Raw genomic sequence first — 25,316 nt, 5'->3', positions numbered from 1 at the left:
TCGACCCGCCCGTCACTGACCGACCACCCCGCCTCTCGCAGCAAGGCGGCGATCCGTCGGTAGCCGTAACGCCCGTACTGTCTCGCCAGCGCGATCATGTCGGCGACCAGACGTTCTTCGTCTTCCCGGCCCCGCGGAACATGCCTCTGGGTTGACCGGTGCTGGCCGAGGACGCGGCAAGCCCGGCGCTCTGAGATGCTCAGGGTCTGTCGCACACGGTCGATGCATCTGCGGCGACGCGAGGGGCTCAGAAGTTTCCCCTTGCCGCCTCCGTCAGGATCAGCTTGTCGAGCGTCAGATCCGAGACAGCGCGACGCAGACGTTCGTTCTCCTTCTGCAGTCGCTTCAGTTCCCGGAGCTGTTCCGTTCCCATGCCGCCGTACTTCCGACGCCAACGATAGTACGTCTGCTCCGTGATGCTCACTTCCCGGATCGCATCGACCCGCGCCAGTCCCTGGCCAACCAGGACTTCAACCTGCCGAAGCTTCGAAACGATCTCCTCCGGCTTGTGGTGCTTGTTCCCCATCTTCGGTCCTCCTTCTCCTCACTCTAGTGGTGGACCGAAATTTCTGGGGTGGCTCAGGGTCAGGAAATAATCATAGTCGCTGAATGGATGTAGCGGCGGAGAGCCCGGCGGGGACTGGATCGAGCGCCAAACCTCCCCGGCGTCCTCGACCTCCTCGATCGACCTGAGAACCCGAACCTCGACTTCCTTCGTCAGCAACTCGCTCATTCAAAACACCGCAACGCTACGGATCGAGACGATCGCGGCCCCGTGAAGCACGAAGCGCAGTCTACATCGACTCGCCCGATGGCTGAACGGCGAGATTGGCAGACTCTCTCTGGTCCGGCGGACGGCGCTCCGACCCGGTCCCGCGACCTCTGAGTACCCGGATTAACGGGGAATTCAGCTCCACCATGTCTTCTGCATGCGTACTCGCCGGGCGTCGTGACGTGTTGCGCGGGTGCCTGAACGATGTGTGGCGCTTGTCATGGGGTTTCACCAGACTGTCCGGACCGCCGGATGGAAGTCATTCCTTGCCGACGAGGGTGGCGGGGCGACCATCGAGCTGGTCGTCTGGACGCCGTTCATCTTCGCGATCCTGTTCCTCGTCGTGGACGTCTCGGTCGCGCTCTGGCGCTATGGCGAGATGTGGAGCGCGACGCGCCGGGCCGCGCGCGCCTATGCGATCGGGGCGCTGAGTTCGGAGGCCGAGGTCGGGCGGTTCGTCGCCGGTGCCCTGGTGTCGGTGGGGGGCACGTCGACGACGGTCGATGAGGATGTCGCCGGGATCACCGAGCTGATCGAGAACTCGACGGTGGATGCCTTCTCGGTCACCACGACCCTGCCTGCCCGCCGCCTGACTGTGGTGGGCGTGCTGGAGTTCATTGTCCCCAGCCTCAGCGTCACCGTGGTGATGACCAGGGAGCCGGGGGTAACCTGATGCCGCGCAGTGCCGCGACGCTCAACGCTGCGGGGTCGGCCGGGCTCGCCGCTTTCCAACGCGACGAGGCCGGCTCGGCGACGATCGAGATGCTGCTGTGGACGCCGTTCCTGCTGTTCTTCCTGATTGGCGTCGTCGACATCGCTCGGGCCTATCACGTCCAGGGAAGCATGTGGGACGTCGCCCGCGACACGGCGCGCCAGTATGCGACCGGCTTCCTGACGACCGAGGACGGGGTCAGGCAATACGCCCGGAACAACCTGCCGCTGCTGAACGGCGCCGCGGCCGATGCCGGAGTCGGCACGACACGGAACGGCGCCTACACGGTCACCCTGGTCGACGACGACGGCGACACGACCGACCTCTTCGCGGTCGGCATCGCCGTACCGGTCGAGCGGGTGTCGATCTTCGGCAGGCTTCCGGCCGCGATCCTGCCGAACCTTTCCGCCCGGGTGGTCATGAAGCTCGAGCCGGGGCGGAACGACCTGACGGCCAGGTCGGCCGACGCCGGCAGCTGAGGCCGGTTGCACGCGCGGGAGCCCGCCGAGGCTTCGCGGCAAGGAGACGAGCGATGCAGACGAGCGTTCCCATGGGCAGGATTGCCGTTTTCCTCGGGGACCACGGCGGGTCGGTCACGGCTTGGATGCTGCTGTGGTCCGCGCTGTTCCTCGCCCTCGGCGGGCTGGCGGTCGACGCGGTGAACGCCTACCGGACGCAAGCGATTCTGCAGTCGACCGCCGACATGGCCGCCCATGCCGCGCTGGTCGAGATCGTGAAGGCGAACGAGCTCGCAAGCGGATCGGACGTGGCCGACATCCGGGCCGAGGCGGTCCTCGTCGCCCGCGCGAACATGCAGCCCGGCGCTTACGGCGAGGTCGCCATGGCCTCGGATATCGAGATCGGCACCTGGGACGGATCGGCCTTCACGAATACCGGCGAGCTAGCCGGCGCGAACGCCGCGCGGGTGGTGGTGCGCAGGACGGCGGCCCGCGGCAACCCCCTGCCACTGAGCTTCCTGCGAATCCTTGGCCGGGGTAGCTGGGACATCGCGGCGCAGGCGATCGCCGCACATTCGGCGGGCGCGTGCCAGGGCAGCCGCGGCCAGCGGATCGGGATCTTTTCCGCCGGCCACCTGCGCATCGATTCGCGCAACAGGGCGGGCGAGGGCTTCTGCCTCTACGGCTTTGACGGCGTAGGCTACGGGCAGAACAATGTCGGCGGGCTCGCGTCGCCCGATGCGACGGTGCCCGGCGGCAGCACGATCCTCGCCTCGCCCGACCGCGGCAACATCGAGGCCGACGATGGCAGGCCCGAGCCGGGCTTTGCGCAGGCGGCCGACACGATCGGCATCGAGCGCCCCGATCCCTACATCGACGCCATCGGCATCGCCGGCGCGAACCCGCTGCCGCGGACGCGGCAGGCGCTGGTGGCGCTGGCGGACCCGGCCATGATCGACACCGCCAACCCCGTCTACAAGGTCACCTGCGCCGGCGGCTCGCTGAGCTATGACCAGATCGACGAGGTAATCCGCGACATCACGCTGGTCTATGATTGTCCGCGGGTCTCGTTCGCGAGCGGAATGAAGTTCACCAATGTCACGCTGGTCAACATCCACGACCCGGCGGGAGGCAGCTCGAACATCACCTTCAGCGCGAATGCCGAGCTGCGGTCGAACCGCTGCACGGGCGGGAGCGAGCGGATGGACCTCTACACCCATGGCTCGGTGACGCTGAACGGCAAGGCGAAGGTCGAGGGGCTGTTCGCCGTGATCGGCGGCGACCTTGGCGATGCCAACGCGCAGCTCGAGGCGCGCGACCTGATCGCGATCTACACGGGCGGGAATGCGACCTTCACGTCGCGGTCCGAGTTCTTCGGCTGCAGCACCGGCGCTGGGGCGCCACTGGCCTCGGGCGCCCGGCGCTTCCGGATCGTGCGCTGAAGGGCGCGCCCAGCCACCCCGCCGGGCGATCAGTAGAGCAACGCCTGGAGCCAGAGGGCGATACCGGGGAAGGCCCAGATGATCGCGACGCCAAGGATCTGCAACCCGATGAATGGCACCACGCCGGCATAGATCTGGCCCGTGGTGATCTCCTTCGGCGCCGCGCCCCGCAGGTAGAACAGCGAGAAGCCGAAGGGCGGCGTCAGGAACGAGGTTTGCAGGTTGATCGCGAACAGCACCGCGAGCCAGATCGGGTCGTGCCCCATGGTGATCAGCACGGGCGCGATCAGCGGCAGAACGATCACCGAGATCTCGACGAAATCGAGGAAGAAGCCCAGCACGAAGACGATCGCCATGCTGAAGACGAGCGCGCCCATGGGCCCGCCCGGCATGGCGCCGAGGATGTCGGCGATCGTCTCGTCGCCGCCCAGCCCCACGAAGACCAGCGAGAAGACGCTTGCGGTCAGGATGGTCGCGAAGATCATCGCGGTGACGGCCATGGTCGAGGTGAGCGCCGCCGTGAGCACCCCCTGCGCCAGCCCGCGTCGCAGGCTGACGGCGATGGCCCAGAAGCCGGTCAGCGCAAGCGCCGCGTAGACCCCGCCGAGCACCCAGTCCACGGTCCCCGCGTCGAGCCGCTGGAGCCGCACCGGCACCGCTCCCGCCGCGACTGCCAGCACGAACAGCGCGGCCGTCGCCGCCAGGATCGTCCGGCGTGGCACGCCAAGCCTGAGCCCCGCCATCAGGATCGCCCCCACCGCGCCGACCGACGCGGCCTCGGTCGGCGTGGCGATGCCGCCGAGGATCGAGCCCAGAACCGCAACGATCAGCAGGAGCGGCGGCGCGAGGGTGGCGAAGATCGCCGCGCGCGACGGCCGCTCGTCAAGCTGCGCCACCGGTGGCGCATCGGCCGGGAACAGAGCCGCGCGGCCCAGGATGTAGAGAATGTAGAGCCCCACCAGCAGCAAGCCTGGAATGAGCGCCGAGGCGAAGACCTGGCCCACCGAGATCGTCTCGATAGTGAACTTTCCTTGCGCGAACTGCGCCTGCTGATAGGCGTTCGAGATCACGTCCGACAGGATGATCAGCAGCGTCGAGGGCGGGATGATCTGCCCCAGCGTCCCGGCGGTGCAGACCAGCCCCGAGGCGAGCCGCGGGTCATAGCCGCTGCGCAGCATGGTGGGCAGCGCGATCATCCCCATCGCGATCACGGTCGCGCCGACGATCCCGGTCGAGGCCGCGAGCAGCGCCCCCACCAGCACGACCGAGACGCCAAGCCCGCCCCTCAGACCGCCGAACAGGCGGCCCATGGTCTCGAGCAGGTCCTCGGCGATGCGGCTCTTTTCCAGGACGACGCCCATGAACACGAACAGGGGTATCGCGATCAGCACGTCGTTGGTCAGCAGCCCGAACACCCGCTGCCCAAGCGCACCGAGCAGCGAGAGGTCGAAGCTGCCCGCCGTCCATCCGAGGATCGCGAAGGCGGTGGCGACGCCCGCGATGGTGAAGGAAACCGGGTAGCCCAGCAGGATCCCGCCAATGAGGACGGCGATCATCACAAGCTCGAGATGCATCTCAGGCCCCCTTGCCGCGCAACCGCGCGAGGTCGCGGCCAAGGCAGGCGAGCCCCTGCACGATCACCAGCACGCAGAAGGCCGGGATGAGCGATTTCAGCAGGAAGGATGCCGGGATGCCGCCGACCGAGATCGGCCCCTCGAGGATCGACCACGAGCTTCGCACCGAGGGCCACGAGTAATAGAGCAACACCGCCATCGAGGGCAGAAGCAGCATCAGATGCCCGGCCGCGTCGATCAGCGTCCGACCCCGCGGCGCGAGCTTGGCATGGAAGATGTCCACCCGGACATGGCCATCGACCAGCAGCGTATAGCCCGCCCCAAGCATGAACAGCGCGCCATGCAGGTAGAGGACGGATTCGTTCAGCGCGACGAAGCTCACGCCAAAGACATAGCGCAACAGCACGATGCCGAACTGCACCAGCACCATGGCGAGCGCGAACCAGCGCACCACGGCGCCCACGGCGCGGTTGACGGCGTCGAGCCGCTCGGCCAGCCGGATCATGCGTCCCCCCTTGGTGCGCGTGTGCGCCGGCACCCGTCGGGCGCCGGCGGGCCTCGTCAGTACTTGTAGTCGAGCGCGCGGGCGTTCATCTGCCCGTTGTCGGCATAGGTCATGTAGCTGGCGACCGACGCGCGGTAGGCGAGGAAGCTCTCGGTGATCCGGCGCACCAGCTCGTCCTGGTCCTCGCGAAGCTGCGCGATCACCTCGCCGGCGGCGTTGCCGAGCGCGACCATCACGTCGTCGGGCAGCTTCTTCACCTGCACCCCCTCATTGGCGACGAGCTGCGCGAGCGCCTGGGCGTGCCGGGTGGTGTACTCGGTCCAGACCGGGTTGTAGAGGCTCTCGCAGGCGAGCGCCACGGCGGCCTTCAGGTCGTCCGGCAGCTCGGCATAGACCTTGGCGTTGACCGCGCATTCCTCGGCCGACGAGGGCTCGCCCACGCCCGGCCAGTAGTAGTTCTTGACGATCTGGTGATAGCCCAGCGCGCTGTCCGACCACGGCCCGATGAACTCGCCCGCGTCGAGCGCGCCCGACTGCAGCGCCTGGAACATGTCGCGCCCGCCCATCGCCTGCACCGCCATGCCGAGCTTCGAGGCCATCTCCGACGCCAGCCCCGTGGTCCGGTAGCGCAGGCCGCGCAGGTCGTCGGCCGAATTGATCTCGCCCCGGAACCAGCCGAACCACTGCGGGCCCGAGTTGCCGCACAGGAACGGCTTCAGGCCGAAGCGGCCATACATCTCGTCATAGAGCGCCTGGCCGCCGCCATGGGTCAGCCAGCCCACCTGCTCGTCCGCCCGAAGGCCGAAGGGCTGCGAGCCGAACAGCAGGATGCCCTTGGACTTCGAGCCCCAGTAGGCGGGGACGGCGTGGTAAAGCTCGGCCGTGCCCTCGGCCACCGCGTCGAAGACGCCGTTGCCAGGCACGATCTCGCCCGCGGCATAGAGCTTGACCTCGATCCGCCCGCCCGACAACGCCGTGATCCGGTCGGCGAGGCTCTGCGCCGCCACGCCCGGCCCGGGCAAGTTCTTGGGCCAGGCGGTGACCATCTTCCACTGCCGCTTGTCCTGCGCGATCGCAGGTGCCGCCAGCGTCGCCGCCGCCGCACCGCCGGCCGCGGCCGTCCTGAGGAAGTCACGCCGTTTCATGTCAGTCCCTCCATGCCAGGTGTTCCCGACCGCCCCCCGGGCCGGTCGTCAGTTGCCAAGGATTGCAGGCAAGCGCAGCCCATGCTCGCGCGCGCAGTCAAGCGCGATCTCGTAGCCCGCGTCGGCATGACGCCACACGCCGCTTGCGGGATCGTTCCACAGCACGCGCTCGAGCCGCTTCGCTGCCGCCTCGGTGCCGTCGGCCACGATGACCATGCCGGCATGCTGGCTGAAGCCCATCCCCACCCCGCCGCCGTGATGCAGGCTCACCCAGGTCGCGCCCGAGGCGGTGTTGACCAGCGCGTTCAGGAGCGGCCAGTCCGACACGGCGTCCGAGCCGTCCTTCATCGCCTCGGTCTCGCGGTTGGGGCTGGCGACCGAGCCGCTGTCGAGATGGTCGCGCCCGATCACGATGGGGGCCTTCAGCTCGCCCTTGGCTACCATTTCGTTCAACATCAGCCCCGCCCGGTGCCGCTCGCCGAGGCCGATCCAGCAGATCCGCGCGGGCAATCCCTGGAAGGCGATCCGCTCGCGCGCCATGTCGAGCCAGCGGTGCAGGTGCTCGTTCTCCGGGAACAGGCGCTTCATCGCCGCGTCGGTCTTGTAGATGTCCTCCGGGTCGCCCGACAGCGCGCACCAGCGGAACGGCCCCACGCCGCGGCAGAACAGCGGGCGGATATAGGCGGGCACGAAGCCCGGGAAGGCGAAGGCGTTCTCCAATCCCTCCTCCTTCGCCACCTGCCGGATATTGTTGCCGTAGTCGAGCGTGGGCACATCCGCGTTCCAGAAATCAACCATTGCGGCGACATGGGCCTTCATGGACGCCCGCGCCGCGCGCTCGACGCCCTTGGGGTCGCTCTCCTGCCGCTCGCGCCACTCGGCGACGCTCCAGCCCTGCGGCAGGTAGCCATGCACCGGGTCGTGGGCCGATGTCTGGTCGGTGACGATGTCGGGCCTCCCGTTCGGCAGGCCGCCGCCCGCCTTCATGCGGCGCACGATCTCGGGGAAGATGTCGGCGGCGTTGCCGATGAGGGCGACCGACTTCGCCTCGCCCGCCTTGGTCCAGCGGTCGATCATGGCGAGGGCCTCGTCGAGGCTGCGGGTCTTCTCGTCGACATAGCGAGTGCGCATGCGGAAATCGGCGCGGGTCTCGTCGCACTCGACGGCAAGGCAGCAGGCCCCGGCCATCACGGCAGCCAGCGGCTGCGCGCCGCCCATGCCGCCAAGGCCCGCCGTCAGGATCCACTTGCCCTTGAGATTGCCGCCGTAATGCTGGCGACCGGCCTCGGCGAAGGTCTCGTAAGTGCCCTGCACGATGCCCTGCGTGCCGATGTAGATCCACGAGCCCGCGGTCATCTGGCCGTACATCATCAGGCCCTTGCGATCGAGCTCGTTGAAGTGGTCCCAGGTCGCCCAGTGCGGCACGATGTTGGAATTGGCGATCAGCACCCGCGGCGCGTCCGCGTGGGTGCGCACCACCGCGACCGGGCGGCCGGACTGCACCACCAGCGTCTCGTCGGCCTCGAGCGTCCTTAGCGCGGCCACGATGCGGTCGAAGTCGTCCCAGGTGCGCGCGGCGCGGCCGATGCCGCCATAGACCACCAGCTCGTGCGGGTTCTCGGCAACGTCGGGGTGGAGGTTGTTCATCAGCATCCGCAGCGGCGCCTCGGTCAGCCACGACTTGGCGGTGATCTCGGTGCCGGTGGGTGGAAAGACATCGCGCCGGTTGAGGCGGGGATTGGTCATGGCGCTCTCCTGTCCATCGAGCGGATCCGTCCGGGCGCGCGGCCGCGCCCACTGGGGCGCCGGACGGAATCGGGCGATCTCGGCGCGGGGTTTATGTATCGGGATTCGTCTTATTTGTCCATACATAAAAACGCCGATGCAAGCGCCCGAACAGGGGCGCTGCGAGCCTCAGGGCTTCGTGCCCGCGAAAGCCTCGATCTCCATGGCCCGCGCGGCGAGCGCGGCAAGCCGCGGGAAGCCGGGATCGAGCAGCGCGGGGTTCGTCGCCTCGACGAACTGGAGGGCGCAGACGATGGCGATGTCCGACCCGTCGGGCCGCGCGCCGCCATGGAAGCCCGTCGCGGGCGCCCCGGCCTCGAGCGCGGCGAGCGCGCCGCGCACCTGCCCCGCGACGCGGGCCTGCCAGTCGGGCCAGTGCAACGCCTCGGGGCGGCGGTTCCTCTCGTAGACCATCGCGACCGCCTTCTCGGCGGCGGCGGTCGCCATGGCGATGCGCTGCATGCAGTCGCGCCGCGCCCGGCCCGAGGCGGGCACCAGCCGCCGCTCGCCCGCGGTCTCGTCCAGCCAGTCGCAGATCGCCCAGCTCTCGACCAGCACCGCGCCGTCGTCGAGCACCAGCGCGGGTACGCGCGTGCCGGGGTGGACCTTCGTGATCTCCTGCGACTCGACGGGGTCGGTGGCCGCGAGCTTGCGCCGCTCGATGGCGCGGTCCTGCAGCGCGCACCAGATGGCGACGCGGCGCACGAAGGGGGAAAGGTCGCGGCCGTAGAGAATCATAGAACGCTCCTGGAATGGGTGACGGGAGCGCCGAGCTAAGCCGCCCCGGCCCATGCTGTCAAAGCCGCCGCGGCATTTCCGGCAGGCGGAAGGATCGCCCAAGCTGAAAGGGCGAGAACGCTTGTCGGGAATTGCGCCAAGGCCCGCCTCGCCTTAAGTTTCGGCCAGCAGATGCCGGAGGAGACATGGACGCCGTCGCGACACCGCCGCTGATCGACCCCTTCATGCGGGCGATCACCTATCTGCGAGTGTCGGTCACCGACCGCTGCGACTTCCGCTGCGTCTACTGCATGGCCGAGCACATGACCTTCCTGCCCAAGCGCGACCTGCTGACGCTCGAGGAGCTGGACCGGCTGTGCTCTACCTTCGTGCGGCTGGGCGTGCGCAAGCTGCGCATCACCGGGGGCGAACCGCTGGTGCGCAAGAACATCATGTGGTTCTTCGAGCGGATGGGGCGGCATCTGGGCCAGGGGCTCGACGAGCTCACGCTGACCACGAACGGCTCGCAACTCGCGCGCTTCGCCGGTCAGTTGCGCGACTGCGGCGTGCGGCGGGTCAATGTCTCGCTCGACACGCTCGACGAGGACCGCTTCAAGGCGATCACCCGCTGGGGGCGGCTCGCGGACGTGCTGCACGGCATCGACGCGGCGCAGGCCGCGGGGCTCGCGGTCAAGATCAACACCGTGGCGCTCAAGGGCACCAACGACACCGAGGCCCACCGTCTGGTGGAATGGTGCGGCGAGCGCGGCATGGACCTTACCTTCATCGAGGTCATGCCGATGGGCGAACTGGACGGCGAGGACCGGCTCGACCAGTTCTGGTCGCTCGGGGACGTGCGCCGCGAGCTGGAAACCCGCTGGACGCTGACGGACACCGACTACCGCACCGGCGGACCCGCGCGCTATGTGCGGGTGGCCGAGACCGGCCAGCGGATCGGCTTCATCACGCCGCTCACGCACAATTTCTGCGAGTCCTGCAACCGCGTGCGGCTGACCTGCACGGGCCAGCTCTACATGTGCCTCGGCCAGGACGACGATGCCGACCTGCGCGCGGTGCTGCGTGCGTCCGAGGATGACGCGCTGCTCGAGACCGCGATCCGCGAGGCGATCACCCGCAAGCCCAGGGGCCACGACTTCGACTATTCGCGCCAGAAGGTCGAGGGCCAGGTCGCGCGCCACATGAGCGTGACGGGGGGCTGAACCCGGATGGCCCCGGCTTGGCAGCCGGGGCCGCGGGGTCTGCCCCGATGGGTTCAAGTCGATGCAAGCCGGTATCAGGCCGCCCGTTCGAGCGCGGGATAGTCGGTATAGCCCCGCTCGTCCCCGCCGTAGAAGGTCGCCTGGTCCGGCGCATTCAGCGCGGCACCCAGCCGGAAGCGCACGGGCAGGTCGGGACTGGCGATGTAGGGACGGCCGAAGCTGACCGCATCCGACCGGCCGCGTGCGATCCAGTCCGCCGCGCGGTCGGCGTCGAACTCGCCGTTGGCGATGTAGACGCCGGTCCAGAGCGCCCTGAGCCGCGCCAGCGCATCGGTCTCGGCCGCATCGGGCGTCGTGCCCGGGAACTGCTCGACGACATGGAGATAAGCGAGCCCCATCGGCGCCAGCCGGCGGTAGAGCGCGGCGAACGTCTCCTCGGCCCCCTCTGCGGGGATGTCGTTGAACCTGCCGAACGGCGAGACGCGCACCCCCACCCGATCCGCGCCGATGGCGCCGGCGACCGCCTCGGCCACCTCGATGACCAGCCGGATCCGTGCCTCGGCCGAGCCGCCATAGCCGTCGGCCCGCCGGTTCAGCCCCTCGCGCAGGAACTGGTCCAGCAGGTAGCCGTTCGCGGCGTGGATCTCGATCCCGTCGAAGCCCGCTGCCCTGGCGTTCCGGGCGGCTTCAGCGAAATCGGCGATCAGGCCGGGGATCTCGTCGGTCCTGAGCGCCCGGGGCGCCGAGACGTCCTCGAAGCCGTTCGGCGTGAAGGTCTGCGACTTGGCGCGGATGGCCGAGGGCGCCACCGGCGCGGCCCCGTCCGGCTGCAGCGAGACATGGCTGATCCGCCCGACATGCCACAGTTGCAGGACGATCCGCCCGCCGGCCTCGTGGACGGCGTCGGTCACCTTGCGCCAGGCCGCGACATGCTCGGGCGCGTGAATGCCCGGCGTGTCGATATAGCCCTTGCCCTGCGGCGAGATCTGCGCGCCCTCGGTCACGATCAGCCCGGCCGAGGCGCGCTGGCGGTAGTAGTCGACCGCCATGGCCTTCGGCGTGCCGTCGGCTTGGGCGCGGTTGCGGGTGAGCGGCGCCATCAGCACCCGGTTGGGCGCGGCGATGGCGCCGATGGCGATCGGTTGGAACAGGGCGTCAATGCCGGACATTCCGGGATATCCTTCTCTGCCTTGGCCGGCGGACCGCTCCACGGGGGCCGCCGCAGCCGAACCGGAGAGGTATGAGCGGATGCGCCACGCTCAACCGGCGCACTGCAACCCGGATGGAGCAATGACCTTTGCGCCCTGCGCAAGAATCCCGAGCCGCCCGCCCGCTTGATCGCAGGGCCTCGGCGCTCCAGACTGCGGCGGCGCCCGATCCCACGCGGAGACCGCCGATGCCAGCCCGCCCTTGCCCGGACCGCCCGTCACTGACCCGGATCGCGGCCTGCGCGCTCGTCGCGCTGCTTGCGCTGCCCGGAGGGCTTGCCGCCCAGACCCGCGCCGATCCCGAGGCCACGTCGGGCCGGGCAGCTTCGCCGACGGCCCATGCCACGCGCCACATGATCGCCGCGGCCCACCCGCTGGCGGCCGAGGCGGGGCGCGAGATGCTGCGCCGGGGCGGCTCGGCGGCCGATGCCGCCATCGCGGCGCTCCTGGTGCTCAACGTGGTCGAGCCGCAGTCGAGCGGGCTGGGCGGCGGCGCCTTCGCGCTGGTCCACGGCCCCGATGGGCTGACCACGCTCGATGCGCGCGAGACCGCGCCGATGGCGGCGGATGCCGATCTCTTCATCGAGGGGGTGGCGCCCCTCGACTTCTCCGACGCGGTGGCGTCGGGCCGCTCGGTCGGCGTGCCGGGCCTGCCGGCGCTTCTCGAGGCGCTGCACGCCCGGCATGGCCGCCTGCCCTGGGCCGACCTGGTCGCGCCCGCCATCGCGCTCGCCCGCGACGGCTTCGCGGTGAGCCCGCGCCTCGCAGCCTCGGTCGCGGCCTTTGCCGACCGGCTCGAAGGGACCGACGCGGCGGCGGTGTTCCTGCCGGGGGGCGTACCTCTGGCGGAAGGCGCGACGCTGCGCCAGCCGAAGCTCGCCGCCACGCTCGAGCGGATCGCCGCCGAGGGCGCGGACGCTGTCTATCGCTGGCCCATAGCGGCCGGGATCGTCGGCGCGACGCGGCGCGGGGTGCGACCGGGCGCGCTCTCGCTCGACGATCTCGCGGCCTACGAGGTGGTCGAGCGCGCGCCGGTCTGCGTCGACTACCGCGCCGCGTGGCGGGTCTGCGGCATGGGCCCGCCATCGTCGGGGGCGACGACCGTGGGGCAAATCCTCGGCATCATGGACTGGGCGGGAACCGGGGGGCTGGGGCTCGACAGCCCGCGCCTGTGGCACCTCTTCGCCGAGGCATCGCGGCTCGCCTATGCCGACAGGGCGTTGTATCTCGCCGACCCTGACCGGGTGCAGGTGCCCACCCGGGGCCTGATCGACCGCGGCTACCTCCGCGAGCGGGCGCGCCTCGTCCCGCGCTTCCGCGCGAGCGCGGGCCGGGCCGAGGCCGGGACGCCGCCATGGCGCGAGGCGGCGCTGCACGCCCCCGACCTGCAGCCGGGACGGCCTGGCACCACGCATCTGTCGGTGGTGGATGGCGACGGGCTCGCCATCGCGCTCACGGCCTCGATCGAGACGGCCTTCGGGTCGGCCCGCATGGCGGCGGGCTTCCTGCTCAACAACCAGCTCACCGATTTCGCCTTCCGGCCCGTCGCCGAGGACGGCCTGCCGGTCGCGAACGCGCCGGGGCCGGGCAAGCGGCCGCGCTCGTCGATGGCGCCGACCATCGCCTATCGGCTGGCCGAGCCCGACGCGCCCGCCGTGATCGCCGGCTCGCCGGGCGGCTCGCGCATTCCGGAATACGTGGCGGGGGCACTGATCGCGATCATGGATTTCGGCCTCGACCCGGCGGCGGCGGCGGCGCGCGGCCATGTCTCGCAGCGCAATCTCGGCAAGCTGGTGCTCGAGGCCGGGGCGCATTCGCCCGCGCTGGCCGAGGGGCTGGCTGCGATGGGCCACGAGATGGCCGAGGCCGAGATGGCTTCGGGCCTGCACATCCTGATCCGCACGCCCGACGGCTGGGCCGGCGGCGCCGATCCGCGGCGCGAGGGCGTGGCGCTGGGCGACTGAGGCGCGCGCCGCCTCAAAGCCCCGCGGGCTTGCCCACCACGACGATCGAGAGCCCTTGGGGATCGAGCAGCTTCGACACCCGGCGGATGTCCTCGACCGTCACCGCCTCGATCAGGTCGTTGCGAATGTTGATGTAGTCGAGCCCGAGGTTCTCCTCCTGCGCGCCCACCAGGAACCGCGCGATCTTGGCGTTGGAATCGAAGCGCAGGGCGAAGGCGCCGGTGAGATAGCGCTTCGCGCGCTCGAGATCGTCCTCGGGGATGCCCTCCTCGGCCACGCGGCGCCACTCGGTACGGATCACCTCGAGGCTCTCGGCGATACGCTCGTTCGCGGTCTGCACGCTGCCGAGGATCAGGTCCGCGCCATCGTAGTTGGCGAGGTAGGAATAGACGCCATAGGCGAGCCCGCGCTTCTCGCGCACCTCCTCCATCAGCCGCGACGAGAACCCGCCGCCGCCGATCACGTGGTTCATCACATAGGCGGGGATGTAGTCGGGATGGTCGCGCGGCAGGCCCTTCTGGCCGAAGATCGCCACCGACTGGGGCACGTCCAGCTCCTCGATCGCGATGCCCGCGGGCGGCGTCTCGGGCGCCGGGGCGACCTCGGGGCGCGCGCCCTCGGGCAGACCGCCCAGGATCGCGTCGACCAGAGCGCCCGCCCGCGCGGCGTCGACCGCGCCCACCACCGCGACGGTCGCGGCCTTGCGCGACAGGAGCCTTCCATGCGCGGCCACCAGCTCGTCGCGGGTGATCGCGCTCACGCCCTCGATGGTGCCATCGGCGTCGCGGGCGTAAGCGTGCCCCTCGAAGGCTCGGGCGAACCACAGCCTGCTCGCCACCGCGTTCGGGTCGGTCTGGTCCGCAGCAAGGCCCGACAGGATCTGCCCGCGCACCCGCTCGACCGCCTCGGCGTCGAAGCGCGGACTCGCGAGCGCGGTGGCCAGCAGTGCCGCCGAGCGGTCGAGCCCCTCGGTCAGCATCCGCGCGCCAACCGTGACGCTGTCGCGACCTGCCCCGAAGCCGAAGCGGGCGGCCAGCTCGTCACGGGCCTTGGCGAAGGCGGTGGCGTCGAGATCGCCCGCGCCTTCCTCCAGCAAGGCCGCCATCATGTTGGCCAGTCCCGGCCGGTCGGCCGGGTCCAGCCTCGCGCCGCCCGCGAAGCTGATCTCGACCGCGACCAGCGGGATCGCCTGCTCCTCGACCAGCCAGAAGACGGTGCCGCCAGGGCTCGTCACCTCCTCGATCTCGATCGCCGCAGCAGGCATGGCGGCCAGCCAGACCATCGCGGCCAGCGCGCCGCCCGCGCGGACAAGGATACGCATCGCGCCCATCAGCCGGCCTCCCCTTCGGCGCCCATCAGATAGCCCGTGACCGACCGCGCCGGCACGAGCCAGCGCTCGGCCGCCGCGCGCACGTCCTCGGCGGTGACGGCATCGACCACGTCGGGCCAGCGGTCGACATCCTCGGTCGAGAGCCCCACGGCCAGCGCTGCGCCATAGACGCGCGCGAGCCCGCCCACGTCGTCGCGGGCATGGATCAGGTCGGTCCGCGTCTTGCGCCGGATGCGCTCGAGTTCCTCGGCCGTCGGACCCTCGGCGATGATGCGGGCGATCTCGGCGTCGAGCGCTGCTTCGACCTCGGCAAGCGTGCGCCCCGGCGCGGGCACGCCGAACACGGTGAACGGCACCGCATCGCGCGCCGTGTCGCTGTAGAAAGCCCCCGTCGAGACGGCGACGCGGTCGGCGATCTCGATCTGCTGGGCGAAGCGCGAGGTGATCCCCTGGCCCAGCACTTTTGCCAGAACCGTCAGTGCCGCCGCGGTGCCGGGGTCGGCCGGATCATAGGCGGGCGCGAGGTAGTGGCGCATCACATAGGGCTGGCGGACGCGCGCATCGCGCATCTCGATGCGCCGCGCGGCAAGCTGCGGCGGCTCCTGCGGCCGCGCGTCCGCCGGGTTCCCCGAGGGCTCGAGCGGGCCGTAATGGATCTCGGCGAGCCGGCGCACCTCGTCGGGCGCCACGTCGCCCGCAACCACGAGGATCGCGTTGTCGGGCGCGTAGAAGCGGCGGTAGAAGGCCAGCGCCTCGGGCAGGCCCAGCGCCTCGATCTCGTGGCGCCAGCCGATGATCGGCACGCCATAGGGGTGGTTCATGTAGAGCGCCGCGCGCATCTGCTCCTGGAACAGCGCGCCCGGGTCGTTGTCGGTGCGGCTGTTGCGCTCCTCGAGGATCACGTCGCGCTCGGTTGCGACCACGCGCTCGTTGAGCACGAGGTCCCGCATCCGGTCGGCCTCCATCTTCATCACGAGGTCGAGCCGGTCCGCGGCGATGCGCTGGAAATAGCCGGTGTAGTCCCACGAAGTGAAGGCGTTGTCCTGCCCACCATTCTCGGCAACGATCTTCGAGAAGGCGCCCTCGGGGATGTCGTCCGTCCCCTTGAACATCAGGTGCTCGAAGAAATGCGCGATTCCGGAGTGTCCCCATGGCTCGTCGGCGGCTCCGGTGCGGTACCAGACCATGTGGGTGACGACCGGGGCGCGGTGGTCCTCGATGACCACGACCTCCATCCCGTTCCCCAGCCGGAACGTCGTGATCGGCTGCGCCGCCATCGCGATGGCGGGCAGGAGAAAGCCGACGAGCGCGACCAAGCGCACAACCATGCCGGACTGCATGCGCATCCTCCCTGCTGCGGCGCCCGCCGCGCGGGCACGCCGTGAAAGATAGGTGCCGGTTTCGCTCAGTCGAAGGCCGGCTCGGTCCTGCCGGTCAGCGGGCTGGGCGGGCGCCGGCCCAGCGTGTCGGAATAGGTACTCGGGTCCTCGGTCGGGGCGCCGGTCGAGAACAGCTCGCCGCCCTCGCCGTCCGTGGCGGCGGTCGCCCGCGGGTCGCTGGGCGCGGCAATGCCCTCGCGCTGCAGCCGCTGCGACTCGCCGATCGCGTCGAGCGCGACCGCGGGGTCGAGTTCCTCCTCCTCGTTGCCGCCGAGGCCGACGAGTTCCAGCAGCGTCGGCGGCTCGTAGGGCTTGTTCGCGTCGGCCTGCGACGCGGCGCTGCGGTCGCTCTCGAGCTGGCCGCGGATGTCGGGCGAGGCCGCAGCGGCATCGGCGGCGCCGAGAAGCGCCGATTCACCCGCGCTGAGCGAGGCCGTTCCCATCGGGCGGGGCGTCGCCTCGGTGCCCATCAGGGCCGCGACCGCATCCGCCGCGGGATCGGGCTCGAGCGGCGAGGGCTTGCCTGGCTCGGGCGCAGGCAGCGCGCCCGATGCCAGCGCCGGCTCGACCATCAGGGGCTTGCGCGGCAGCACCTTGAACTCGTCCGGCGCCGGGCGGCGCGCGCCGATGGCCTCGATGGGGTCGCCCATCTGGCTGCACCCGGCAAGCGCCAGCACGGCGGCGAGGGCTGCGGTGCCGAGGGGGGGTCTGCGCCTGTTGCTCATTCGTCCATTCCGATCCGTTCCTGCCCGCACTGCCCCCTCCGGGCGGGCGCGGGCGCATATTGCGCGACTGCGTAGGCAACTGCAATGCCCGGGGGGCGCGCGTGTCTGCCCGGCCGCTCAGGCCCGCCAGGCGATCAGCACGGCGCCCGCGAAAATCGCGATGTCGGCCACGTTGAACGCAAACGGGTTCACGATGCCGCAGCAACTCATATTCAGGAAATCGGCCACCGCACCGTATTGCACGCGGTCCCAGGCGTTTCCCAGCGCGCCGCCGATCACAAGCCCCGCGAAGGCCGCGAGTCCCGCCCGCCCCCGGCGCAGCACCCAGACCGCGAGCCCCGCCGAGACCGCGAGCGCGAGCGCCACCAGTGCCCAGCGCATCGCGTCGGACCCGCTGGCCCCCAGACCGAAATTGATGCCCCGGTTCCAGGCCATCACGAAGTTGAGGAAGGGGGACACCACCTCGATGTGCAGCCGGTTCGCCAGGTCCATGACCTCGACCACCAGCCACTTGGTCAACCGGTCGACGACGAAGACGGAAGCGGCCGCCAACGCCAGCGCGCGCAGCGCGGCGCCCCGGTCGGTGGCCGCCTCGTCCCGCGCCTCAGCCACGCAGCACGCTCTCGCAGCGCCCGCAGACGCCGGCATGCGCATGATGCCCGACATCGGGCAGCACCTTCCAGCAGCGGGCGCATTTCTGCCCCTCGGCCCGCTCGAACACCACGCCGATGGCGGGGTCCTCGGCGCGGAACGCCTCGGCCGGGGGCTCGTCGCCGGCGAGTTGCAGATCCGAGGTGATGCAGATCTCGGCCATGTCCACGGATCGCACCGCCGCCAGCGTGTCGGGATCGGCGATGTAGAGCACGGGTGCGGCCTCGAGCGAGGCGCCGATCAGCTTGTCGCGCCGCGCGATCTCGAGCGCGCCGTTCACCACGCGGCGCGCCCCGCGGATGCGCGCCCATTTCGCGGCCAGCGCTTCGTCGCGCCATTCCGCGGGGGTCTCAGGGAAGTCCTGAAGATGGACCGAGCTTTCCGCGCCGGGGAAGCGGGCGAGCCAGACCTCCTCCATCGTGAAGCAAAGGATCGGCGCGAGCCACGTGGTCAGCCGGTGGAACAGGATGTCCATCACCGTGCGCGCGGCCTGCCTTCGCGGGCTGGCTGCGGCATCGCAATAGAGCGCGTCCTTGCGGATATCGAACCAGAACGCGGAAAGATCGCCGGTCGCAAAGGTGAACAGCTTCTGGAACACCCCCTGGTAGTCGAACTCGGCATAGCCCTTGCGGACCTCGCCATCGAGGATGGCGAGGCGGTGCAGGATCAGGCGTTCCAGCTCGGGCATCACCGACGTTTCGACCCGCTCGGCCGCGTCGAAGCCGTCGAGCGCGGCCAGCATGTAGCGCAGCGTGTTCCTGAGCCGCCGATAGCTGTCGGCGGTGCCCTTCAGGATCTCGGGGCCGATGCGCAGGTCGGCCGTGTAGTCCGACTGCGCCACCCACAGCCGCAGGATGTCGGCGCCGTACTGCTTGATGACCTCCTGCGGGGCCACGGTGTTGCCCAGCGACTTCGACATCTTCTGGCCCTTCTCGTCCAGCGTGAAGCCGTGGGTCACCACCGTCTTGTAGGGCGCGCGCCCCATCGTGCCGCAGCCCTGCAGCATCGAGGAATGGAACCAGCCGCGGTGCTGGTCGGTGCCTTCCAGATACACGTCAGCAGGCCACACCCCATCCGCCCGGTCGCGCAGGGCGAATGCGTGCGTCGAGCCGGAATCGAACCACACGTCGAGGATGTCGTCGACCTTGATCCAGTCGGCGGGGTCGTGTTCGGGCCGCAGGAAGCGTTCTGCTGCGCCCTCGGCATACCAGGCATCCGCACCCTCGGCGCGGAAGGCGGCCGAGATGCGGGCGTTCACAGCCGGGTCCCGCAGCAGAAAATCGGCGTCTTCGGGCTTGGCGCCGCGACGCACGAAACAGGTGAGCGGCACGCCCCAGGCGCGCTGGCGGCTCAGCACCCAGTCGGGGCGGTTCTCGATCATCGAGTAGAGCCGGTTGCGCCCGGCGCGCGGAACCCAGGTCACCAGCTTGTCGATCGAGGTCAGCGCGCGCTCGCGGATGGTGCGCCCATGCTCGGACTTTCCGTCGTCGAGCGGCTTGTCGATGGCCACGAACCACTGGGCAGTGTTGCGGAAGATGAGCGGCGCCTTCGAGCGCCAGGAATGCGGGTAGGAATGCTTGATGCGGCCCCGCGCGATCAGGGCACCGATCTCGGCCAGCTTGTCGATGACGCGCTTGTTGGCGTCCTTTTCCTTGCCCTTCTCGTCGAAGATCACCGCGCCGCCGAAGAACGGCAGGTCGGGGCGGAAGCTGCCGTCCTCCAGCACGTTGTGGGTCATCTTCAGCTCCGGGTGCGCGTCCCGGTAGCGCAGGAAAACCTCGTAGTCGTCCGCGCCATGGCTGGGCGCGGTGTGCACGAAGCCGGTGCCCGCGTCGTCGGTGACGTGGTCGCCCGCGAGCATCGGGACGGGGAAGTCCCACTCGCCATTCGCGCCATCGAGGCCGCGGAAGGGGTGGGCGCAGGTGATCGCTTCAAGCTCGTCCGCCGTCACCGCCCGGACCTTCTCGAAGCCCTCGACGCGGGCCTGCCGAAACACCTCCTCGGCCAGCCGGTCGGCCAGAAGATAGGTGTCGCCCGCCTTGGCCCAGTTGTCCGCGGGCGCGGCGGTGACGCGGTAGAGGCCGTAGGCGATCGACGGGTTGAACGAGATCGCGCGGTTCTGCGGGATCGTCCAGGGGGTGGTGGTCCAGATCACGACCGTGGCATCCTTCAGCCGGTCGTTCAGGTCCTTCAGAGTGAGTTCTTGCAGCTCGGTCAGCTCAATTCTTAAGAGACGACCCGCGTAATCTTCGCCGGATTCATCGGGCCGTTGCTTCTTGGATTCGACATATGAATCGTAGGGCCCTGTTACGACAGGAAACTTCACCCAGACCGTATGGCTCTGATGGTCGTGATACTCGACCTCGGCCTCGGCCAGCGCGGTCTTTTCCACCACCGACCACATCACGGGCTTGGAGCCCTGGTAGAGCGCGCCGTTCATGACGAACTTCATGAACTCCTCGGCGATCACCGCCTCGGCGTCGAAACTCATGGTCAGGTAGGGGGCGTCCCAGTTGCCGGTGACGCCCAGGCGCTTGAACTCCTCGCGCTGGATGTCGACCCAGCCCTCGGCGAACTTGCGGCACTCGGCGCGCAGCTCGTTCACCGGCACCTCGTCCTTGTTCTTGCCCTTCGCGCGGTACTGCTCCTCGATCTTCCACTCGATCGGCAGGCCGTGGCAGTCCCAGCCCGGCACATAGCGGCTGTCGAAGCCCAGCATCTGGTGCGAGCGCACGACGAAATCCTTGAGGATCTTGTTGAGCGCGTGCCCGATATGCAGGTGCCCGTTGGCATATGGCGGCCCGTCGTGGAGGACGAAGGGCGGGCGGCCCGAGGCGCTCGCGCGCAGGCGGTGGTAGAGGCCCATCTCCTCCCATCGCGCCAGCCAGTCGGGCTCGCGCGCCGGCAGCCCCGCGCGCATCGGGAAATCGGTCTCGGGCAGGAACAGGGTGTCCTTGTAGTCGGGCAAGGACGTGTCGGTCGTGTCGGCGGTCATCGGACGCCTCGTATGGGCAAGGGTGCTGCACGGATGGATCGGTCGGTGCGCATGGCGCCTGCACCTTGGTCCCGGCGCCGCATCTCAGCGGGCCGGGCGCGTAATTCGCCGTATCCGGGGCGTCCATCGCGTCATGGCGCGGGTTATAGCGGCGGGCCGAACCAGCGTCCAGAGACACGAGGCGGCGCCCGTACGCGGCTATATTATGCTCGCCAAGAGCATTATAAATTCAAAAATCTCCTGATTATTCTCATCGAGATGGCCGCTATCTCTCCCCCAACGCATCCCGCCAACCGCGACAGGAGAGACCACGATGACCACCGCCACCTCCGACCGCCTCGTCGTACCCGCCCTCGCCCCGGTCTATGTCGCCGCCTCCGACCTCGCCGAGACAGGCCTGCGCGTCGTAGCCGGCGCCTTCCTGATCCCGCATGGCGCGCAGAAGCTGTTCGGCTGGTTCGGCGGCCATGGGCTCGAGGCCACCGGCCAGTTCTTCGAGACTCAGCTGGGCTTCGCCAATGGCTTCCTCGCGGCGCTGGGCGCAGGGTCTGTCGAAACCTTCGGCGGGCTCCTGCTCGCGCTGGGCTTGCTGACCCGGCCAGTGGCCGCGGCGATCGCGGTCATGCTGCTGGTGGCTGCCACCGTGCATGTGCCTGCGGGCTTCTTCTGGACCTCGGGCGGCTGGGAGTATCCGGTGCTCTGGGCCGCGGTCGCAGGCTTCTTCGCGATCCGGGGCGGGGGGAGGCTGTCGCTCGACCGCGCCATCGGCCGCGAGATCTGAGCGCGCCGCCCGCAACGACGAAAAGCGCCCCGCCGGAGCGATCCGGCGGGGCGCGTTTTCCTTCTCGATCCGTCAGCGCGGGAGGATCACTCCTCCTCGGCGCTCTCCTCGGCCTCTTCCGACACCAGCGCCGACGGCGCCGAGATGTTCGCGATCACGAAGTCGCGGTCGGTGATGGTGGGCGAGGTGCCCTCGGGCAGCGCCACGTTCGAGATCTTGACCACGTCGCCCACGTTCAGGCCGCTCAGGTCCACCGTCAGGTGGTCGGGAATGTTCGCGGCGCTGACCTTCAGCTCGACCTCGGGGCGCACCACCGTGAGCACGCCGCCGCGGCGGATGCCGGGGGCCTTGTCGTGGTTGATGAACTCGACAGGGATGTAGAGGCTGATGCGCGAGCGCTCGGACAGGCGCAGGAAGTCCACATGGATCGGCAGGTCGCGAACCACGTCGCGCTGCACGGCGCGGCAGATCACGGTGTGCACCTTGCCGTCGACGTCGAGCTTGATCAGCGTCGACAGGAACTTGCCGGCCTTGAGCCGCTTCAGCAGCACGTTGTGCTTGATGTTGATCGTGACGGGGTCTTCGCCGCCGCCATAGATCACGCCCGGAACCATGCCGTCGCGTCGTGCACTCCGGGCAGCCCCTTTGCCCGATCCGGCACGCGCCGTGGCTTCCAGGTCGATCGTCTGGGCCATGGTCGTTTCTCCAGAACTTCGTTTCACAGCTTCCCGAGCCGATCCTCCAGGGGTGTAAGCGGCAGGGAAGGCGCCCTCTTACGCGATTCCGGCGGATTTGCAAGGGGAGGCCAGGATTGGGCCCAGCGAAAACCGAATGTCCATGCCGCCGTGTGCAATCAAAAATTGTAATGACGGCGATATTCCGTTGACTGCGCGCGGGTGTGTCGCCCCAATCAACCTTCATTTTGCGCCGACGCGATTTTCCATGGCCTGCTCGGGACCGCCAGCACTGGCCGCAGCCCGGGATTGGTCCGAGCCCAAAGCCCACCCCATCTCAGGAGACAGCTGCCATGCCCCTGCCGAAGCGATACACGAGCTACGCCGCAGCCAAAGGATTCGCGCAGAAGGGCGCGCCGCGGAACATCGAAATCGTCAAATGGGTGAAGGCAAACACCAAGGCGACCTCGGTGAGCGGCGGGGTCGCCAGCGAACTGAACGCGGCCCTGTCGGCGGCCGCGCCCAAGGCGGGCGAGACTGTGGATCTGACGGTCTATGATCTCAGCGCGAAGAAAGGCGGACTGACCGTCGCCCAATACGTCAAGGTCAAGGGCAAGAAATCGGCCGAGGTCCTGGTCTGGGAGGACGATACGCTGATCGATGTGGCCAAGCTGAAGGTGGTGCAGGAGGAGTTCAGGAAAGACATTCTCGAGCCGACCATGGCGCTCGACAAGATGTGCGACCGCGCCGAAACCATCTTCACGAACTACGAGGCGCTGCTCGACGGCAAGGGCACCCTGTTCACGACGCTCGCCACCGCGCTGAGGGCCGGCGACACCGACGCCGCGATGAAGGCCATCCTGAAGATCGAGACCGAGATGGGCGCGGCGCGTACCAATGTGCGCTCGCTGCTGAACCACGTCGAAAAGGAGAACAAGAAGACCGACGGTGCGCAGCGCGCCGGCATCAAGCCCTATGTCGACAAGCATGCCCTGTCGTCGGGCGAGGAAAAGGTCGTCGCCGATTATTTCATGGAGAGCACGAAGGCGGTCGAGGCGGTCCGGGCGCGGGTCGATGACATCGAGAACCGGCTCGACCGCTTTCTCATCAAGCGCGAGAACACGCTCAAGAAGGTGAAGGGCGAGGTCACCCAGGACGCCGGCCGGTTGCAGAAGCTGCACGCCGCGATCGAAAAGTTCAACGACTACATCGCGAAGGCACGGGTCGAGCTGAAGATGGACCGTCTCGATACGGATCTGAGAAAGGGTCTCGCGAAGGCCGCCAACGTGCTCGACGATTCGAAGGCCCTGAGGGACCAGATCGCGACCTATGAACTCAACCTGAAGAAGACCATGAGCTACGAGAAGGAAGCCGCGACCTGGGTGCGGGCGATCCAGGCCCTGATTGCCAAGCTTGGCCGCGAGCCGACGTTGCGATCCTACCAGACGTTCAAGGTCGACGAGCCCGCCTGGAGCAAGGAGATCGCCGCCTACGCCACCCTGGTGGGCCAGTATATCGCGGCCTTCAAGAAGAAGCAGGCAGAACTCGAAGGCGTCTGACGCAAGCCGGCCCCCGCCACGCGGCCATCCGGGTGGCGGGGGCCAGGTAATGCGACCGCGCGCATTGCGCCCACAGGCGCGGGGCGCATCATCGGGTGCGGTATCGACCCCGCCCAGCGCCACGAGACCCCGCCAATGACCGCCCACCGCTCCGCCCGCGCCGTCCTCGTCGCGCTCACCCTCGCAGGCTGCGCGACAGCGCCGCCGAAGGGGCTTGCGCCCCCCGCGGCCAGCGAGGCTTCGGGCAGCGAGGTGGCGGTCCCGCCCGCGCCGCCGCCGGACGGCCGGCTCGTGGCGCTGCGTGTTGCGGTCGAGAACCCGCCGGAGGGGCTGCTCGATGAACAGGGCGCGGGCGTGCTGACCCTGCGGCGCGAGGGCGAGCGCGCGCCCATCCGCCTCGTCTTCGGCGATGGCGCGCTGGGGCTCTACGCCCTGCCGCGCGGCATCTACCGCATCGAGCGGGTCGCGGGCTACGATTGCGGGCCGCTGCACCTCGTGCTGGCGCCGGGCGAGACGCCGCTCGCGCTGGGCCAGCTCAGCCTCGCGCTCGGCGGCGAGCGGGACGGCGAGCGCGGCGCGCTCGCAGGCGGCCCGGCCACGTCCGGCGACATCGCCCGCATCGCCGCTCTGTCGGGCACAGACCCCGCGGCGGTCGATGCCGTGCCGCTCGAGCGGCGCCGCGGCATTTCCTGCCGCCGCGACCCGCGCGCCGTCTCGCGCCCCGACATCGACCCCACCATCCGCAAGCTCACGCCGACCGAGATCGCGCTTACGGTGGTGCTGGGCGGGCTGATCGGGGCGGCCGGGGGCTATGCGATCGCGGCCGGATCGTTCGTGTTCGTGAGCGGCGCGGGCGGCGGGCTCATCTTCTTCGGGACCTGAGAGCCTCGCGCGCATCGCCGCGTTGTCGCCCGCCCGCGCCAGTGCTAGGTGATGGGCAAGACCGCAGCAGGAGATGCCGATGCCCCCCTCACAGCCCCGCGTCGCGCTCCTCGTCACCTGTCTCGTCGACATGATGCGACCATCGGTGGGCTTTGCCGCGGCCAAGCTTCTTGAGGACGCGGGCTGCACCGTCCATGTCCCCGCCCAGACCTGCTGCGGCCAGCCCAACCACAACTCGGGCGACCGCGAGGGGGCGAAGGCGCTCGGGCGCACCATGATCGCGGCGATGGAAGGGTTCGACTTCGTCGTTGCGCCCTCGGGAAGCTGCGCCGCGACCGTCATCAAGGACTACCCGCAGCTGTTCGCGGGCGATGGCGCGTGGGAGGCGCGCGCGCGGAACCTCGCGGAGCGCACCCACGAGATCGTGAGCTTCCTGACCCGGGTCATGGGCGTCGAACGCGTGACCGCCCGCTGCGAGGGGACGGCGACCTATCACGACTCCTGCTCGGGCCTGCGCTCGCTGGGGGTGAAGGACGAGCCGCGCCGGCTGCTGGCGACCGTCGGGGGGCTCACGCTGAAGGAGATGGCCGAGCCCGAGATCTGCTGCGGCTTCGGCGGCACCTTCTGCGTGAAATACCCCGACATCTCGAACAAGATGGTGTCGAACAAGACCGCCGACATCGCCGCCACGGGGGCGGACCTGCTGCTGGCGGGGGACCTTGGGTGCCTCATGAACATGCAGGGCAAGCTGAGCCGCGAAGGGCGGGCCGTGAAGGCGCGCCACGTCGTCGAGGTTCTGGCGGGCGACACCACCACCCCCGCGATCGGGGAGGGCTGA

21 protein-coding genes and 1 pseudogene are annotated in these 25,316 nt (G+C 69.5%); 9 read left to right on the top strand and 13 right to left on the bottom strand.

What is annotated here, in order from left to right; genetic code table 11:
• Positions 1–526: pseudogene (locus tag M1105_RS19520) on the bottom strand (transposase); the annotation flags it as partial.
• 466 nt (positions 527–992) lie between these two features.
• Here M1105_RS19520 and M1105_RS19515 point away from each other — a divergent pair.
• Genes M1105_RS19515 through M1105_RS19505 form a run of 3 tightly spaced genes read left to right on the top strand, consistent with a single transcriptional unit; the run spans position 993 to position 3,384 of the window.
• Entirely contained in the window at positions 993–1,445 is a 453-nt protein-coding gene (locus M1105_RS19515) for a TadE/TadG family type IV pilus assembly protein (RefSeq protein WP_249582055.1), read from the top strand.
• Positions 1,445–1,963 (top strand): TadE/TadG family type IV pilus assembly protein, encoded by a 519-nt coding sequence (locus M1105_RS19510; RefSeq protein WP_249582054.1) that lies wholly within the window; start codon positions 1,445–1,447, stop codon positions 1,961–1,963. Before M1105_RS19515 ends, M1105_RS19510 begins: the two co-directional genes overlap by 1 nt.
• A 53-nt stretch (positions 1,964–2,016) precedes the next feature.
• On the top strand, positions 2,017–3,384 hold the full coding sequence (locus tag M1105_RS19505) for a Tad domain-containing protein (protein ID WP_249582053.1): 1,368 nt from the start codon (positions 2,017–2,019) through the stop codon (positions 3,382–3,384).
• Positions 3,385–3,413: 29 nt separating this feature from the next.
• Here the strand turns inward: M1105_RS19505 and M1105_RS19500 are convergent, their stop codons facing one another.
• The 5 genes from M1105_RS19500 to M1105_RS19480 form a co-directional block, all read right to left on the bottom strand.
• On the bottom strand, positions 3,414–4,958 hold the full coding sequence (locus M1105_RS19500) for a TRAP transporter large permease (protein WP_249582052.1): 1,545 nt from the start codon (positions 4,956–4,958) through the stop codon (positions 3,414–3,416).
• Between the two features lies 1 nt (position 4,959).
• Positions 4,960–5,463: a TRAP transporter small permease subunit gene (locus M1105_RS19495; protein ID WP_249582051.1), complete on the bottom strand. Its 504-nt coding sequence runs from the start codon at positions 5,461–5,463 to the stop codon at positions 4,960–4,962.
• Between the two features lie 56 nt (positions 5,464–5,519).
• Positions 5,520–6,608, bottom strand: a complete 1,089-nt coding sequence (locus M1105_RS19490; RefSeq protein ID WP_249582050.1) for a TRAP transporter substrate-binding protein — start codon at positions 6,606–6,608, stop codon at positions 5,520–5,522.
• Between the two features lie 48 nt (positions 6,609–6,656).
• Positions 6,657–8,354, bottom strand: coding sequence for a urocanate hydratase (gene hutU / locus M1105_RS19485; protein ID WP_249582049.1), 1,698 nt, complete (start codon positions 8,352–8,354; stop codon positions 6,657–6,659).
• A 168-nt stretch (positions 8,355–8,522) separates the two neighbouring features.
• The gene (locus M1105_RS19480; RefSeq protein ID WP_249582048.1) at positions 8,523–9,131 is read right to left on the bottom strand and encodes a glutathione S-transferase family protein; all 609 of its coding nucleotides are present in this window, start codon (positions 9,129–9,131) and stop codon (positions 8,523–8,525) included.
• Between the two features lie 185 nt (positions 9,132–9,316).
• On the opposite strand from M1105_RS19480, the gene moaA reads away from it, so the two are divergent.
• Positions 9,317–10,330, top strand: coding sequence for a GTP 3',8-cyclase MoaA (gene moaA, locus M1105_RS19475; RefSeq protein WP_249582047.1), 1,014 nt, complete (start codon positions 9,317–9,319; stop codon positions 10,328–10,330).
• A 74-nt stretch (positions 10,331–10,404) separates the two neighbouring features.
• Here moaA and M1105_RS19470 read toward each other — a convergent pair whose 3' ends face one another.
• Complete coding sequence (locus tag M1105_RS19470) at positions 10,405–11,499, bottom strand: alkene reductase (protein WP_249582046.1); 1,095 nt, start codon at positions 11,497–11,499, stop codon at positions 10,405–10,407.
• Positions 11,500–11,726: 227 nt separating this feature from the next.
• Between M1105_RS19470 and M1105_RS19465 the strand changes: the two genes are divergently transcribed.
• A complete protein-coding gene (locus M1105_RS19465) occupies positions 11,727–13,502 on the top strand; it encodes a gamma-glutamyltransferase family protein (protein ID WP_249582045.1) in 1,776 nt (591 codons plus the stop codon).
• Between the two features lie 13 nt (positions 13,503–13,515).
• Here the strand turns inward: M1105_RS19465 and M1105_RS19460 are convergent, their stop codons facing one another.
• The 5 genes from M1105_RS19460 to ileS form a co-directional block, all read right to left on the bottom strand.
• Complete coding sequence (locus tag M1105_RS19460) at positions 13,516–14,832, bottom strand: M16 family metallopeptidase (RefSeq protein ID WP_319936810.1); 1,317 nt, start codon at positions 14,830–14,832, stop codon at positions 13,516–13,518.
• Complete coding sequence (locus tag M1105_RS19455; RefSeq protein WP_249582044.1) at positions 14,832–16,172, bottom strand: M16 family metallopeptidase; 1,341 nt, start codon at positions 16,170–16,172, stop codon at positions 14,832–14,834. The genes M1105_RS19460 and M1105_RS19455 overlap by 1 nt, the downstream gene beginning before the upstream one ends.
• A 65-nt stretch (positions 16,173–16,237) precedes the next feature.
• A complete protein-coding gene (locus tag M1105_RS19450; protein ID WP_249582043.1) occupies positions 16,238–16,936 on the bottom strand; it encodes a DUF3035 domain-containing protein in 699 nt (232 codons plus the stop codon).
• A 117-nt stretch (positions 16,937–17,053) separates the two neighbouring features.
• The gene (gene lspA, locus M1105_RS19445) at positions 17,054–17,503 is read right to left on the bottom strand and encodes a signal peptidase II (RefSeq protein ID WP_249582057.1); all 450 of its coding nucleotides are present in this window, start codon (positions 17,501–17,503) and stop codon (positions 17,054–17,056) included.
• Between the two features lie 37 nt (positions 17,504–17,540).
• Positions 17,541–20,582 (bottom strand): isoleucine--tRNA ligase, encoded by a 3,042-nt coding sequence (gene ileS / locus M1105_RS19440; protein WP_249582042.1) that lies wholly within the window; start codon positions 20,580–20,582, stop codon positions 17,541–17,543.
• Between the two features lie 313 nt (positions 20,583–20,895).
• On the opposite strand from ileS, the gene M1105_RS19435 reads away from it, so the two are divergent.
• Positions 20,896–21,363, top strand: coding sequence for a DoxX family protein (locus tag M1105_RS19435; RefSeq protein WP_249582041.1), 468 nt, complete (start codon positions 20,896–20,898; stop codon positions 21,361–21,363).
• Positions 21,364–21,449: 86 nt separating this feature from the next.
• Here the strand turns inward: M1105_RS19435 and M1105_RS19430 are convergent, their stop codons facing one another.
• Positions 21,450–22,058 (bottom strand): 50S ribosomal protein L25/general stress protein Ctc, encoded by a 609-nt coding sequence (locus M1105_RS19430; protein WP_249582040.1) that lies wholly within the window; start codon positions 22,056–22,058, stop codon positions 21,450–21,452.
• A 332-nt stretch (positions 22,059–22,390) separates the two neighbouring features.
• On the opposite strand from M1105_RS19430, the gene M1105_RS19425 reads away from it, so the two are divergent.
• The 3 genes from M1105_RS19425 to M1105_RS19415 all read left to right on the top strand — a co-directional run bounded on the left by M1105_RS19425 (position 22,391) and on the right by M1105_RS19415 (position 25,316).
• Positions 22,391–23,596: a hypothetical protein gene (locus M1105_RS19425; RefSeq protein ID WP_249582039.1), complete on the top strand. Its 1,206-nt coding sequence runs from the start codon at positions 22,391–22,393 to the stop codon at positions 23,594–23,596.
• 135 nt (positions 23,597–23,731) lie between these two features.
• Positions 23,732–24,478: a hypothetical protein gene (locus M1105_RS19420; RefSeq protein ID WP_249582038.1), complete on the top strand. Its 747-nt coding sequence runs from the start codon at positions 23,732–23,734 to the stop codon at positions 24,476–24,478.
• 79 nt (positions 24,479–24,557) lie between these two features.
• Positions 24,558–25,316, top strand: a complete 759-nt coding sequence (locus M1105_RS19415; protein ID WP_249582037.1) for a (Fe-S)-binding protein — start codon at positions 24,558–24,560, stop codon at positions 25,314–25,316.

It is taken from the genome of Thermohalobaculum sediminis (assembly GCF_023487995.1).
Classification (GTDB): Bacteria; Pseudomonadota; Alphaproteobacteria; order Rhodobacterales; family Rhodobacteraceae; genus Thermohalobaculum; species Thermohalobaculum sediminis.
This window is presented reverse-complemented; position numbering and strand designations above follow the sequence as displayed.